11 protein-coding genes are annotated in these 14,388 nt (G+C 67.3%); 7 read left to right on the top strand and 4 right to left on the bottom strand.

The genetic code is table 11. The features are described from left to right. Window positions 1-531 precede the first annotated feature (531 nt). Complete coding sequence (locus tag QSJ95_RS25905) at window positions 532-2,208, bottom strand: MFS transporter (protein WP_009620356.1); 1,677 nt, start codon at window positions 2,206-2,208, stop codon at window positions 532-534. Window positions 2,209-2,585: 377 nt separating this feature from the next. On the opposite strand from QSJ95_RS25905, the gene ccsA reads away from it, so the two are divergent. The 5 genes from ccsA (at window position 2,586) to peaD (ending at window position 9,518) form a co-directional block, all read left to right on the top strand. Further along, window positions 2,586-4,766 carry a cytochrome c biogenesis protein CcsA gene (gene ccsA / locus QSJ95_RS25900; protein WP_285646321.1) on the top strand — a complete coding sequence of 727 codons (2,181 nt, stop codon included), beginning with the start codon at window positions 2,586-2,588 and terminating at the stop codon, window positions 4,764-4,766. 250 nt (window positions 4,767-5,016) lie between these two features. Continuing rightward, entirely contained in the window at window positions 5,017-6,534 is a 1,518-nt protein-coding gene (peaA, locus tag QSJ95_RS25895; protein WP_371263885.1) for a quinohemoprotein amine dehydrogenase subunit alpha, read from the top strand. A 77-nt stretch (window positions 6,535-6,611) separates the two neighbouring features. After that, entirely contained in the window at window positions 6,612-8,042 is a 1,431-nt protein-coding gene (gene peaB / locus QSJ95_RS25890; RefSeq protein ID WP_285646319.1) for a quinohemoprotein amine dehydrogenase maturation protein, read from the top strand. A 1-nt stretch (window position 8,043) separates the two neighbouring features. Beyond that, complete coding sequence (gene qhpC, locus QSJ95_RS25885) at window positions 8,044-8,367, top strand: quinohemoprotein amine dehydrogenase subunit gamma (protein WP_009620363.1); 324 nt, start codon at window positions 8,044-8,046, stop codon at window positions 8,365-8,367. A gap of 29 nt (window positions 8,368-8,396) precedes the next feature. Continuing rightward, window positions 8,397-9,518: a quinohemoprotein amine dehydrogenase subunit beta gene (peaD, locus tag QSJ95_RS25880; RefSeq protein WP_043272641.1), complete on the top strand. Its 1,122-nt coding sequence runs from the start codon at window positions 8,397-8,399 to the stop codon at window positions 9,516-9,518. A 44-nt stretch (window positions 9,519-9,562) separates the two neighbouring features. Here the strand turns inward: peaD and QSJ95_RS25875 are convergent, their stop codons facing one another. Next, entirely contained in the window at window positions 9,563-9,724 is a 162-nt protein-coding gene (locus tag QSJ95_RS25875; protein WP_009620367.1) for a PSPA7_2676 family Cys-rich small protein, read from the bottom strand. A gap of 304 nt (window positions 9,725-10,028) precedes the next feature. Here QSJ95_RS25875 and QSJ95_RS25870 point away from each other — a divergent pair, with 304 nt between their 5' ends. After that, window positions 10,029-10,823 carry an SDR family NAD(P)-dependent oxidoreductase gene (locus tag QSJ95_RS25870; RefSeq protein WP_285646316.1) on the top strand — a complete coding sequence of 265 codons (795 nt, stop codon included), beginning with the start codon at window positions 10,029-10,031 and terminating at the stop codon, window positions 10,821-10,823. 307 nt (window positions 10,824-11,130) lie between these two features. On the opposite strand, the gene QSJ95_RS25865 is transcribed toward QSJ95_RS25870, so the two are convergent. Then, the gene (locus tag QSJ95_RS25865; protein ID WP_285646314.1) at window positions 11,131-11,697 is read right to left on the bottom strand and encodes a TetR/AcrR family transcriptional regulator; all 567 of its coding nucleotides are present in this window, start codon (window positions 11,695-11,697) and stop codon (window positions 11,131-11,133) included. Between the two features lie 73 nt (window positions 11,698-11,770). Then, on the bottom strand, window positions 11,771-12,688 hold the full coding sequence (locus tag QSJ95_RS25860) for a LysR family transcriptional regulator (protein ID WP_009620382.1): 918 nt from the start codon (window positions 12,686-12,688) through the stop codon (window positions 11,771-11,773). A gap of 293 nt (window positions 12,689-12,981) precedes the next feature. Between QSJ95_RS25860 and QSJ95_RS25855 the strand changes: the two genes are divergently transcribed. After that, window positions 12,982-14,001: a zinc-dependent alcohol dehydrogenase family protein gene (locus QSJ95_RS25855; protein ID WP_285646312.1), complete on the top strand. Its 1,020-nt coding sequence runs from the start codon at window positions 12,982-12,984 to the stop codon at window positions 13,999-14,001. Window positions 14,002-14,388: the final 387 nt, after the last annotated feature.

The following is a 14,388-nucleotide window of genomic DNA, read 5'->3' as shown; positions in this document are numbered from 1 at the left end:
CCATACACCACGTGGTCCGGGCAGCCACAGAGGACTCTATCGCCCGTAGCAACATACGGCTGCTTTTCCGACCAGTCGAATGCCGTCCCATAGATGGGAAACGCCCCTTTGCACTTACGGCATAGGGCGAGGTCGCCCGTTTGAGCAATGGCTTTGTCGCCTTCGAACCAGGTTGTAGTGGCCGATATGACTTCGCCGTATGTGGTTTTATCTCCAAGACAGACTAGCGCTCTCAATCAGAATCCCTCGCATTGAATCATCCACTCCCGACCGGAACATCGGTCGATTGCGAGGGTAGCCATAGCTCCGCGGTTACCGATGTAGGATGCGTCCGATTTGCAGTGATCTGCCCTGCAAAGCTGCCAATCAGGAACCCTTGGGGCGGTTAACTCCCAAGCTGCATAGCCCCTGGCTGGGCCCCGTGCGGGTGAGCACAATCACTGGAATTGGCTGTCAGCATCGCTGGAATATGCAACAACCCCAAACGAAACAGCCCGCGCGGAGCGGGCTGTTTCGCGAGGCGGGCGCGGCTCAGGCGTGGTGGATTTCGCGGTCCTTGGTTTCCGGGAGGAAGAAGGTGCCGAGGATGGCCGTCATCACCGCGATGACGATGGGGTACCAGAGGCCGTAGTAGATGTCGCCAGTGGCCGCCACCATGGCGAAGGCCACGGTGGGCAGGAAGCCGCCGAACCAGCCGTTGCCGATGTGGTAGGGCAGCGACATGGAGGTGTAGCGGATGCGCGCTGGGAAGAGTTCCACCAGCCAGGCGGCGATGGGCCCGTAGACCATGGTCACGTAGATCACCAGCACGGTCAGCAGCAACAGCACCGCCAGGTGGTTGGTCTTGGCCGGGTCGGCCTTCTCGGGGTAGCCGGCGTCCTTGAGCGCGGCGCTCATCTGCGCGGTGAAGGCTTCGGACTGCGCCTTGAAGTCCGCCGCGGGCAGGCTGCCGCCCTCGAAGCTGGCGATGACCTTGTCGCCAATGTGCACCTGGGCCACGGCGCCGGTTTCGGCCTTGACGTTCTCGTAGGGGATGGCCTTCTTCGCCAGCAGGCTCTTGGCCTGGTCGCAGGAGCTGGTGAATCTGGCCTTGCCCACCGGGTCGAACTGGAAGGCGCAGGCGGACGGGTCGGCGACCACGGTGACCGGGTTCTTCTCCTGGGCGGCGAACACCTCGGGGTTACCGAACTCGGTCAGGCCCTTGAAGATCGGGAAGTAGGTCAGGGCCGCGAGGATGCAGCCGGCCATGACGATCTTCTTGCGCCCGATGCGGTCGGACAGGCTGCCGAAGAACACGAAGAAGGGCGTGCCCAGCAGCAGGGAGCCGGCGATCAGCAGGTTGGCGGTCTGCGCGTCTATCTTCAGCGTCTGCAGCAGGAAGAACAGCGCGTAGAACTGCCCGGTGTACCAGACCACGGCCTGGCCGGCGGTGCCGCCGAGCAGCGCCATGATCACCACCTTGAGGTTGTCCCAGCGGGCGAAGGATTCGGTCAGCGGCGCCTTGGAGGCCTTGCCTTCTTCCTTCATGCGCTTGAACACCGGCGACTCGGAGAGTTGCAGGCGGATGTACACCGAGATGGCCAGCAGCAGGATGGAGAGCAGGAAGGGGATCCGCCAGCCCCAGTCCTCGAAGGCCTCGTTACCCAGGCCGGTGCGGCAGGCCATGATCACCAGCAGCGAGAGGAACAGGCCGAGGGTGGCGGTGGTCTGGATCCACGAGGTGAAGAAGCCGCGCTTGCCCTTGGGCGCGTGCTCGGCCACGTAGGTCGCCGCGCCGCCGTACTCGCCGCCCAGCGCCAGGCCCTGCAGCAGGCGCAGGCTGATGAGGATGATCGGCGCCGCCACGCCTATGCTGGCGTAGCTGGGCAGCATGCCCACCACGGCGGTGGAGATGCCCATGATGACGATGGTGATGAGGAAGGTGTACTTGCGTCCCACTAAATCGCCCAGGCGGCCGAACACGATGGCGCCGAAGGGGCGCACCGCGAAGCCGGCGGCGAAGGCGAGCAGGGCGAAGATGAAGGCGGTGGTCTCGTTGACCCCGGCGAAGAAGTGCTTGGCGATGATCGCCGCTAGCGAGCCGTAGAGGTAGAAGTCGTACCACTCGAAGACGGTGCCCAGGGAGGAGGCGAAGATGACCTTGCGCTCCTCCCGGGTGATGCCGTTGTGGGGTGTGTTGCCCGCGGTCGGGCTGTAGGTCTGCGCCATGTTCTTCTCCGTCTTGTTCTTGTGATGGGCCGGAGTCCTTAACCACCGTTGCCGCACTCGGGCCATGGGGTTGATGCAGCGGAACACGGATAGTCGAAGCGAGACTGCAGACAGGCTTCAGGCTGGCCCGGCAAGGCGTGCGGGCCATCTAGAAGCATAAACGCCATCTTCCAGATATCCAGCCGCGGCGGATCGGCTAGAACTAAGGGAGCTGTCTCAGGCTGCAATGGCTGTCGCGAATTGCAACGCCGCGCCGCCCCCGGCTTTGCGCCAAGCCTCTGTCGCGCAAGGTGTTTTCGGCGCTGGCACACAATATGTAGAGGCCCGGATGCGCAATCCCGCGGACACAAGCGGGAGACATTCCAAGGAGGCCCGATTTGAAGAGGACGTTCACTCCGTTGCCCGTGTTGCCCGGGTTTGGCGCCTTTGTCGCCACCTGCCTGCTGCTCTGGTTCCTGCCGTTGCTGGGCAATGCCTGGCTGTGGATCGCCGCCGTGCTCATCGTCCTCGGCGCCGCGCGGCCCCGGTGGCGTTCCCCGGCCTGGCCGCTGGCCCTGGGGGCGCTGTGCGGCGCCTGCCTGGCGCTGGCCCTGCACCTGCTGGCCGACCATTTCCAGCTGCGCTACGCCTGGCTCTACAGCAGCGCCGGGCTGCCCGGCTACCTGAAGATGGCCAACCTCTGGGGCGGCGACGAGGGCACCGTGCTGCTGCTGGCGACCTTCTGCACGGGCATCGCTGCCGGCCAGGCGCGCCGGGTCGGCTGGGCCGGGCGCGGCATGGCGCTGGTGGCCGCCTGGTATGTGGCTACCGCGGCCTGGCTCGGACCCTTCTCCGCGACGCCGGCGGACTGGCTGGCGGCGCAGCCCAGCCAGGGTATGAACGCCCACCTGCAGACCTTCTGGATGGCCTTCCACGCGCCCCTGGTGCTGGCCGCCTACGCCTGGGCCCTGGCGCCGGCCGGGGCGGCGCTGGATGCCCTGGGCGGCGGTGGCGAGGCCTACGCCGCCGTGGCCCTGCGCTACGGCCGGCGCGCCTGGCTGGTGCTCAGCGCCGGCATCGGCGCGGGCATGGCCTGGGCCATGGAGGATTTCACCTTCGGCCAGCTGTGGCACTGGGACCCGGTGCAGACCTCGGCCTTCGTGGTCTGGGCGCTGCTCGGCGCGGTGCTGCACGGCGCGCGGCGGTGGCGCCCGGACGGGGCCAACCGGCGCCTGCTGCCGCTGCTCAGCCTGCTGGCGGCGGCCATGGCTTGTGGCGCCCTGGCCGTTACCCGCAGCACGGTGCTGGCCAGCTCGCACCGCTACATAGGCACCACCTCCTGGCTGGCCCACCTGGGCCTGGCGGCGGTGCTGCTGGTCCTGGCCGGCTGGGCGACGCTGCGGGCGCGGCGCACGGCGGGGCGCAAGACGCGCTCGGACTGGACCATGGACCTGGCCATCTACCTGTTCGCCGGCAGCGCATTGCTGGCCCTGGGCGCGCTACTGCAAGCGCACCTCTATGAATGGCTGGGGCTGGAGCGGCCGAGCGACCTCAAGCCGTTCTTCGAGACGCTTACCGCCTGGGCCACCACCGACGAGATGAACGGCCTGCGCCGCGCCTTCGACCAGTGGGACGTGGACGGCTACGGCCTGGTGCGCTGGCTGCTGCCGCTGCTGGGCCTGCTCGGCCTGGTCGGCGGCTACAGCTTCCTGCGCCGCAGCGGCTGGCCGAAGCTGGCGTTGCTGGCGAGCCTGGCGATGGCCGTGGCCATGCTGCTGGTGGGTTGGCACGGCGGCTGGCTGAGCGCCGGCTACAGCGGCCAGGGCATGCTTTCGCAGAACATCGTGGTGGTGCTGCCCTGGCTGGATGCGGCGCTGCTGGGCGGGGCCTTCCTGCTGGCGTCCTGCGCCTTCTGGTGCGTGCTAGCCCTGTGGCGCAGCCGGCGCCTGGGCAACCTGCGCTACAGCGGCGGTGTGGCGCTGATCCATGGCGGCGCGGTGGTCGCCCTGGTCGGCGGGCTGGCGGCCACGGCGCTGAACACCTACCTGCAGGTGACCATCCCGCCCGGCGCCTCTTTCGAGCAGTGGCAGGCGCTGGCCAACGGCATGCAGTTGCGGGTGCTGCCCGACAGCACCCGGCCGGACCGCGCCGGCTACCACTCGGTGGCGCGGGTGGAGCTGCGCGAGGGCGGCCGCCAACTGGAAGGCCATGCGCTGTTCCAGGACAGCCGCGGCAACCCGCCGGCCTACCAGGGCCCGGTGCGCCAGCTGTGCGAGATCCTCGACTACCACTACGCGCGCTTCGCCTCGGACCGCGGCTACGTGCTGCACCCCTTCATCATCCGCGGCTGGCTGGGCGACCTGCAGGTGTGGGTGCCGGCCTCGCCGAGGCTGATGGGGCAGAAGGGCGAGGCCATCGAGAGCCTGGTGGTGATTCGCAGCTACCCGCTGCTGTCCTTCGTCTGGCTGGGGCTGGCCTGCATGCTGCTCGGCGCCTTGCTGCTGCCCGGCGCGGGCGTATCGCGCAAGCGCGTCCATACTGCATCCCAGGCGCGCCTCGATGGCCTGTCTCAGAGTTAGACAGCAATCGCGAAATTAGACGCGCCAACTTGTCGCAGGGTGGCCCGGAAAGCCGTCGAAAGCCTGATTCGACGGGGCTTCCAGGGTAGTGGCACACAACCTGCTAAACAGCTGGAGAGCTAGACGGAACCAGCTGTTCGCCCAGCGGTGGGCACAGAACAATTTCAACAAGAAACACCGAGGAGGCCTGATCTTGAAGATGACACGACTTCGGCACTACCTGGGCGCCGGAGCCCTGGCCACGCTGGCCATGGCGCTACAGCAACCGGCCCATGCCGCCGATGGCCAGACCATCATCAACGCCAAGTGCATGGCGTGCCACACCCCTGAGGGCAACAATTCCCTGAGCCGCATCAGCCACCAGCGCAAGACGCCGGAGGGCTGGCTGATGAGCATCGCGCGGATGCAGGTGATGTACGGCCTGAAGATCAGCGATGAGGATCGCCGCGCGGTGGTCAAGTTCCTCGCCGACAAGCAGGGCCTGGCGCCCAGCGAGACCGACGGCGTGCGCTACGCCCTGGAGCGCCGGCTGAACACCGTCGAGCACTTCGATAGCAACTTCGAGCAGATGTGCGCCCGCTGCCACTCGGCCGCGCGCATCGCCCTGCAGCGCCGTCCGGCGGCGGAGTGGGAGAAGCTGGTGAACTTCCACCTGGGCCGCTGGCCGTCGCTGGAGTACCAGGCGCTGTCCCGCGACCGCGACTGGTTCGACCTGGCGAAGAAGGAGATGGTCCCCGAGCTGGCCAAGCGCTACCCGCTGGACAGCAAGGCCTGGAGCGACTGGCAGAAGAACCGGCCCAAGGCCGAGTCCCTGGCCGGCGAGTGGAGCTTCGCCGGGCACATGCCGGGCAAGGGCGACGTGGCCGGCACTATGAGCGTTTCCGGCGGCGCGGACGACCAGTTCAAGGTCAGCGTCAAGGGCCAATACGCCGACGGCACGCCGTTCGACGGCGAGGGCAGCGCGGTGCTGTACAACGGCTACGAGTGGCGCGGCAACGTGAAGGTCGGCGACGTGACCCTGCGCCAGGTGTTCGCTGCGCTGAAGGGCCAGATGCAGGGCCGCATGTTCGACAAGGCCCATGACGAGCGCGGGCTGGACTTCGTCGCCGCGCAGAAGGGCACCAGCCACGTGCTGGGCGTGCAGCCGGCGTTCCTCAAGGCCGGCAGCGAGGCCGAGGTGAGCGTCATCGGCAGCGGCCTGAAGGGCAAGCCGTCGTTCGGCAAGGGCGTGGAGGTGGTCTCCGTGGTGTCGGAAACCCCCGAGCGCGTGACCGTGAAGGTCAAGGCCGATGCCTCGGCCGCAGCGGGCGAGCGTGAAGTCAGCGTCGGCAGTGCCAAGGGCGGCAGCCTGGCGGTCTACCAGGACATAGCCGAGGTCAAGGTGGTGCCGGAGTTCTCGGTCTCGCGCATCGGCGGCAACGGCGGTTCCACGCCCAAGGTGCAGGGCAGCTTCGACGCCGAGGCCTGGGGCAAGGGCGCCGACGGCAAGCCGTTCCGCATCGGCGTGTTCCCGGCCAAGTGGTCGGTGGAGCCCTTCGACGACCGCGCCAAGGAAGACCAGGACGTCAAGTTCGCCGGTGTGATGGACGCCGATACCGGCATCTTCACCCCCGGCGACGCCGGCCCCAACCCCGAGCGCAAGATGATGACCAACAACGCCGGCAACCTGAAGGTGATCGCCGCCGTGGACGACGCCGGCAAGACGCACCAGGGCGAAGGCCACATGATCGTCACCGTGCAGCGCTGGAACAACCCGCCGATCCCGTAGAGCCGGGTTCGGATGAACTGAACGCATGAACCCCCGCCCGCGGGCGGGGCGTACCAAGCAAGTTCCGGGAGGTCGCCATGGGCGCCATCTTGAATCTGGTCGAACGCAACCTGCACGAAGTGCGGGTGGACGCCGACCGCCTGTTGTTCCACATCCCCAGCTCCTCGCTGTTCGCCAGCGACGAGCTGACCGGCGGGATCATCGATGCCCTGCGCGGGCACGCCTGCTCGCCGGACGAGCTGACGCAGCGCCTGGCCGGGCGCTTCGAGGCCGACGAGATCGACGAGACCCTGCGCGAGCTGATCGCGCTGGAGCTGGTCAGCGACGGCTCGCCGCTCACCCCTGAAATTGGCATCAAGAAAGTTGACCGCACGGCGCTCAACACCGTGGTGCTGAACGTCAACACCGGCTGCAACCTCAGCTGCACCTACTGCTACAAGGAAGACCTGGACAAGCCCTCGGCCGGCAAGAAGATGGGCGCGGAAACCGCCGAGGCCTCGGTGGAGATGCTGCTCAAGGAGTCGCCCGACGAGAAACGCTACACCGTGGTGTTCTTCGGCGGCGAGCCGCTGTCCAACCGCCCGCTGATCGAGCACATGGTGGCCTACTGCGAGCGCCGCTTCGGCGAGCTGGGCAAGCAGGTGGATTTCGTCATGACCACCAACGCCACGCTGCTCACCGAGGAGATCGTCGACTGGCTCAACGCCCACCGCTTCGGGCTTTCCGTCAGCATCGACGGGCCGAAGACGGTGCACGACCGCAACCGCATCACCGTGGGCGGGCAGGGCACCTACGACGTAGTGCGGCGCAAGGCCGACATGCTGCTGTCGCGCTACACCAGCCGCCCGGTGGGCGCGCGGGTGACCCTGACCACCGGCGTCACCGACGTCGAGACCATCTGGAACCACCTGTTCAACGAGATGGGCTTCGCCGAGGTCGGCTTCGCCCCGGTGACCTCCGGCGACATCAGCAGCTACAACCTCACCACCGACGAGTTGCAGCAGGTGTTCGCCAACATGAAGGCCCTGGGCCGCCGCTACCTGGCGGAGGCGCTGGAGGGGCGCAACATCGGCTTCTCCAACCTGCACCAGCTGATCACCGACATCCACGAGGGGCAGAAGAAGGCCCTGCCGTGCGGCGCCGGGCTGAAGATGCTGGCGGTGGACCACAAGGGCGAGCTGAACCTGTGCCACCGCTTCACCGGCTCGTCGCTGCCGACCTTCGGCAACGTGCATAACGGGGTGAAGCAGGCCGAGCTGAACGAGTTCCTCTCCCAGCGCCTGGACCGCACCGACACCGGCTGCGCCAGCTGCCGCATCCGCAACCTGTGTTCCGGCGGCTGCTACCACGAGAGCTACGCGCGCTACGGCGACCCGGCGCACCCCACCTACCACTACTGCGAACTGATGAGGGACTGGGTGGACTTCGGCATCGAGGTCTACAGCCGGATCATGGCTTCGAACCCCAGCTTCATCGACCGCCACATCACTCCGCGGAAGGCGCACTGACATGAAACATCTCAAAGCGATCAACAACAAGGCGCAGCAGCTGGAGCAGGCCGCCGCCGAGGACCGCATCGAGGACGTGGTGGCGATGAACTCGGTCGCCGGCTGCGCCTCCACCACCGACCCGGGCTGGGAGATCGACGTGTTCGGCGGGGTTTCCTCGCTGTGCCAGCCGATGGAGGCCGACCTCTACGGCTGCTCCGACCCCTGCTGGTGGCCGGCCCAGGTGCCGGACATGATGAGCACCTACCCCGACTGGAACAAGGACGCGCAGGCCTCCGCGGAGAACTGGCGCAACCTCGGCACCGTATTCCCGGACGACAAATGAGCGGACAGAAGAACAAGAGGAAGCACTGCATGTCCAGAAAAGCATTCGCCGCCGTCCTCGGTGGCCTCTCGCTGGCCTGCGCGCTGCACGCCGCAGCCGCCGCCAACGAGGACAAGGCCCTGGAAAGTGGCCACGAGTACCTGGTGTCCACCAACTACCCGAACAACCTGCACGTCATCGACATGCAGACCGACAAGCTCTACAAGACCTGCACCATTCCCGGCGCCTATGGCCCGGGCATGATCCAGCTGTCGCCCGACCGCAAGATCGCCTACGTGCTGAGCAATCACTACGCGGACATCTACGGCCTGCAGCTGGACGACTGCAAGCCGGTGTTCCACGCCACCATCGCGCAGAAGCCGGGCGAGAACGCGCGCTCGATGTTCTCCATGACCGTCAGCCACGACGGCAAGGAGGTCTACGCCATCGCCAACCCGACGCTGATCCTCGCCGAGCACTACGAGGTGCAGCAGCCGCGCCTGCAGGTCTACGCCGCCGACGGCGGCATGGACGCCAAGCCGATCCGCACCTTCCCGGCGCCGCGCCAGTTGACCATCATGCAGACCGGCGACGACGGCACCCTGTACGTGGCCGGCCCGGACATCTACAAGGTGGACGTGAAGACCGGCAAGTTCGACGTGCTGATCCCCAGCCGCAACTGGAAGCGCCCGAACTACTCGCCGCCGGACGTGCTCTACGTGTGGAACCAGCAGACCTACCCGCGCGACTTCTCGCTGCTGTACACCACCGCTAAGTTCAAGGACGCCAAGCAGGACCCGGCCACCGCCGACTACCTGTACGGCTTCTTCAACATCGACCTGGCCACCGGCAAGACCGAGACCGTGGACTTCGGCCCGGTCACCGAGGTGTACTTCAGCGGCATCCGCTCGCCGAAGGACCGCAACGTGATCTACGGCGTGCTCAACCGCCTGGTCAAGTACGACATCAAGGCGCAGAAGGTGGAGAAGGCGGCCAACCTCGACCACTCCTACTACTGCCTGAGCGCCAACAAGGCCGGCACCAAGCTGTACCTGACCGGCACCCTGAACGACGTGGCGATCTTCGACGCCGACAGCCTGGAGCGCATCGGCGACCTGAAGCTGCCCGGCGGCGACATGGCGATCACCACCAGCCAGGCCTTCATCCGCTGAAAACGCCGGGCGCCGCCTGCTGGCGGCGCCCGGTCGGGCTTTTTTCAGGCGCCGGGGTCGACGACTTCCGGCTCCGCTTCCTCCGCGCTCAGGTAGCGTTGTGCGCCGCAATGGCTGCAGCGCTGATGAAGCATCAGCACCTCGCCCACGCGGGTGGGCACGCCCTCGCTCCAGCGGCAGCCCAGGAAAAAGCAACGTAATCGCATGAGACCTCCCGTCGGGAATGGCTCCCGAGCGCAGAACAGGCAGCGTGGGTTCGGATCGTCCCGGCTTGTTCTTGTCTGGCGACGGTCGCGGCCAGCATCCGCCCGGCGCTCTAGAATGGGCAATCTAATCGCCGCAGGGCCCGCGGGACGGGGCTGCGCGGCCTTGTCGCTCCAACTGCCGTCACCTTTTCGGTCGATTGACCCGCCGGGGCATATCCCTAGCATCCGGGGTGGCGGCGGTTCCGCACCCGGTGCGGACGCCAGGTTTCGAACGATGGGGGCCACGAGGGCCCGGGGTGAAGCAATGAGCAAGAACAAGAACGGCCGCGCGCTGGTGACCGGCGCCTCCGCCGGCATAGGCGCGGCCTACGCCCAGCGCCTGGCGTCGCGGGGCCACGACCTGCTGCTGGTGGCCCGCGACCGCGAGCGCCTGATGGCCCTGGCCGCCTGCCTGCAGGCCGAGTACGGGGTGGACGTCGACATCCTGCCGGCGGACCTGACCGAGCCGAAGGAGCGCGCCCGGGTGGAAGCCCGCCTGGCCACGGACGCCGACATCGACATGCTGGTGAACAATGCCGGGATGGCGGTCAAGGGCAGCATGGTGGAGGCGGGGCTGGACCAACTGGAGCAGATGATCACCCTCAACGTGCTGGCCTCGGCGCGCCTGGCCGGCTGCGCGGCCAAGGCCTTCGCCGCGAAGGGGCGGGGCACCATCGTCAACCTCACCTCGATCCTGGCCCTGGCGCCGGAACAGTTCAACGGCGTGTACAGCGGCACCAAGGCCTTCCTGCTCAACCTGAGCATCTCCATGCAGCAGGAACTGGCGCCCCTGGGCGTGCGCGTGCAGGCGGTGCTGCCGGGCGCCACCCGCACGGAAATCTGGGACCGCTCGGGCACCGACGTGCCGGAAGACATCCTCATGGAAGTCGGCCACATGGTCGACGCCGCCCTGGCCGGCCTGGCCCAGGGCGAGGTCATCACCATCCCGGCCTTGCCCGACATGCAGGACTTCGACGCCTACACCCGCGCCCGGCAGAACCTGGCGCCGCTGCTCTCCGGGCGTCTGCCGGCGGAGCGGTATGGGGTGCGGGTGGATTGAGGCCGGGGCATTCCGGAGCGCGCGGCTTTTCGTAGGAGCGAGCTTGCTCGCGAACGGTGTTTTGCATGGGGTTGCGGGTGCCGGGGCTTGAGAACACCCTCTCCCTGAAGGGCGAGGGTTGGGGAGAGGGAGCGGAGTTAACCCGAGGCGCCGACATCGCCGGCGAATCCCCCTGTAGGAGCGCGCCCTGCGCGCGAAATCGCGGGCAGGGCCCGCTCCTACACTGGCCGAGAATACCGCGCTTCCCCGTAGGAGCGGACCTTGTCCGCGATAGCCGGACATATCGGCGCGATTCGCGGATGAGATCCTACAGTTCACCCGCAATATCGCGCTTGAGGTAACGCCGGGTGCTTTCCAGAATGCGCCCGGACAATGCCGGATCCACCACACTGCGCGACAGCAGCAGTGCACCGACCAGCGTCGCCAGGGTCGCCACCGCCTGGTCCGGATCATGGCCCTCGGGCAGAACCTTCTCCAGGCGCTCCAGGCGCTGGACAAGGGCCTGGTCGGTAGTCGGGCTGGGTTTGCCGCGGGCGCCCAGCTCGGCGCTCAGGGTGGGGAAGGGGCAGCCGCGCTCGGGGTGGTCGCGGTGCTGCTCGGAGAGGTAGTCGTCGATGAAGTTCGCCAGCGCGTCCGGCCCGCCGAAAGTCCTGCCGGCCACTTCGGCGAGCTGCTCGGAGGCCGCCTGCAGGGCGATTTCCACCAGCTCTTCCTTGGACTTGAAGTGCGCATAGAAGCCGCCGTGGGTCAGCCCCAGGGCCTTCATCAGCGTCTGCAGACCGGTGGCTTCCACACCCTCGCTGCGGAAACGCCGCGAGGCCTCGTCGATGATGCGCTGGCGCGTCTGGGCCTTGTGGTCTTCGGGGTAGCGCATGGACGTGTTCCCGGGCTGAATGACATGTCGGTCGTCATTCTAACCCCCAGGACCGATCCTGCGTCGTAGGACTTCAGACCAGGCTGTCGGGATCGCCGACGAACATGCTGATGCGCGAGCGCAGCCAGCGTTCGGCCGGGTCGTTGTCCTGGGCGCCGCGCCAGACCAGCGACAGCTCCGCCGGGCGCGGGGTGAAGGGTGGGTCCTCGGCGCGCAGGCCGCCGGCGGCGGTCAGCGCCAGGGCCGCGTAGTCCGGGACGGTGGCGATCAGGTCGGTGCCGGCGAGCAGCGCCCCCAGGCCGTTGAACTGCGGCACCGCCAGCACCACCTGGCGCTTGCGCTCGAGGGTCGCCAGCTGTTCGTCGACGAAGCCTTCCAGGTCGCCGGCGTAGGACACCATGGCGTGGGGCCGGGTGCAGTAGTCGTCCAGGCTCAGCGGGCCGGGCACCGAGTCGGCGCGCAGCACCTTCCACTTGCTGCGGCGCAGGGTCTTGCGCTTGGCATTGGCCGGCAGCTCGTCGGTGTAGCTGACGCCCGCGGAAATCTCGCCGGAGGCCAGCAACTGCGGCATCAGCAGGTAGTTGGCGCGGCGCACCACCAGGACTATGCCCGGCGCCTCGGAGCGCAACCGGCGCAGCAGCGCCGGCAGCAGGCCGAACTCGACGTCGTCGGACAGGCCGATGCGGAACACCGACTTGCTGGTGGCCGGGTCGAAGTCGGCGGCGCGGCTCAGCGCGGTGGAAATGGAGTCCAGCGCTGGCGACAGGTGGCCGAAGATCTCCTGGGCCCGCGCGGTGGGCTCCATGCTGCGGCCGGTGCGGACGAACAGCGGGTCGTCGAACAGGTTGCGCAGGCGCGCCAGGGCCGCGCTGATCGCCGGCTGGCCGAGGAACAGCTTCTCGGCGGCGCGGGTCACGCTGCGCTCGTGCATCAGCGTTTCGAAGACGATCAACAGGTTGAGGTCAACCTTGCGGAGGTCGTTGCGGTTCATGGGGGCTCCCTGACGATGGGGGAAAAGTGAAGCGCGGCGCGTCTGGCGTCAAGGTCTGACGGATAAGTCCTTGATCATTTTCCGCATTCTTCCTTAGCAAGACGCTTCATTGCCGTTATCCTTCCCTACTGCGCAGCCGTATTTTTCGGGCGTTGCCTGGCGCTCCGGCCTGCGCGATCGATATGCCTGCGGAATCATCGGCATTTATGTCGACTATCGATAGCGGTGGGTAGCAAGCACAAGAAAGCCCGGATAGAGTCCGTGGCTATAAAGCATCAAAGGCGAGGTATGTGATGTCCCGCATGATCCGATTCCACCAGTTCGGTGATGCCTCGGTACTCAAACTCGAGGAAGTCCCGACCCCACGGCCGGGGCCGGATGAAGTCCTGATCCGCACCCAGGCGCTGGGCGTGAGCTGGCGCGACGTGCTCTGGCGGCAGAACCTGGCGCCCGACCAGGCCCAGCTGCCCGCCGGGATCGGCTACGAACTGGCCGGTGTGGTCGAGGCGGTGGGCGCGAACGTCACCGATCTTGCGCCCGGCATGGCCGTGGCCAGCTTCCCGGCCGACTCGCCGAACCAGTACCCGGCCTGGGGCGATTACGTGGTGATGCCGCGCACCTCGCTGACGCGCTACCCGGACAACCTGACCCCCATCGAGGCCGCGGTGCATTACACCGGCCTGCTGTACGCCTACTTCGCCCTGGTCGAGCTGGCCGGGCTGCAGCCGGGCCAGCACGTGCTGATCACCGAGGCCGGGCACTGCCTGGCGCCGCAGTCGATCCAGCTGGCCAAGGCCCTGGGCGCCAAGGTGATCGCCACCACCAGCCACGAGAACACCCGCGACTTCATCCGCAGCCTGGGCGCCGACAAGGTGATCTACACCGAGGAACAGGACCTGGTGCTGGAAGTCGAGCGCTTCACCGACGGCAAGGGCGTGGAAGTGGTCCTGGACCAGTGCGCCGGCCCGCAGATGAAGCTGCTGGGCGACGTCGCCGCGCCGCGCGGCAAGCTGATCCTCTACGGCATCAACGGCGGCAACGACGCCACCTTCCCGGCCTGCGCGGCCTTCAAGAAGCACCTGCAGTTCTACCGCCACTGCGTGCTGGACTTCACCGGCCAGCCGGAAATCGGCCTGACGCGCAACGACGAGGCGGTGCAGCGGGCGTTGCAGGCGATCAACCAGATGACCGCCGACCAGTTGCTCAAGCCGAGCATCGACAAGGTCTTCGACTTCGCCAAGTTCCGCGAGGCCAGCAACTACATGGAAAGCTGCCCCGGCGGCGGCCGGGTGGTGATGAAGGTCGCCGACTGACCTGCCTGCCCGCGCGATGCCAGAAGCCACTCCCCGGAGTGGCTTCGGTGTTTCTGCGCACCCGTTTTTCGTAGGAGCGCCTCGGCGCGGGGAAACCTGTGCGGGCCCTGCCCGCGATTTCGCGCGCAGGGCGCGCTCCTACAAGGGGCATGGCGCGAGGCAACCCGTAGGAGCGGATCTCATCCGCGAATCGCGCCGGGACCTCCGACTATCGCGGACAAGGTCCGCTCCTACGGGGACATGCTGTGCCTCCCGGAGACCTGTAATTGGATGGACTCACCCTCACCGAGGCGTCGAGGCGCCACGGTGGCGGTCTAAGAAGCCACCGACAGTGAGGGTGAGTCCATGAAAAAGCATACGACGATGAATAAGCCGGTGTCTGCAACC

The organism is Pseudomonas sp. NBRC 100443 (assembly GCF_030268185.1).
Taxonomy (GTDB): Bacteria; Pseudomonadota; Gammaproteobacteria; order Pseudomonadales; family Pseudomonadaceae; genus Pseudomonas; species Pseudomonas citronellolis.
This window is presented reverse-complemented; position numbering and strand designations above follow the sequence as displayed.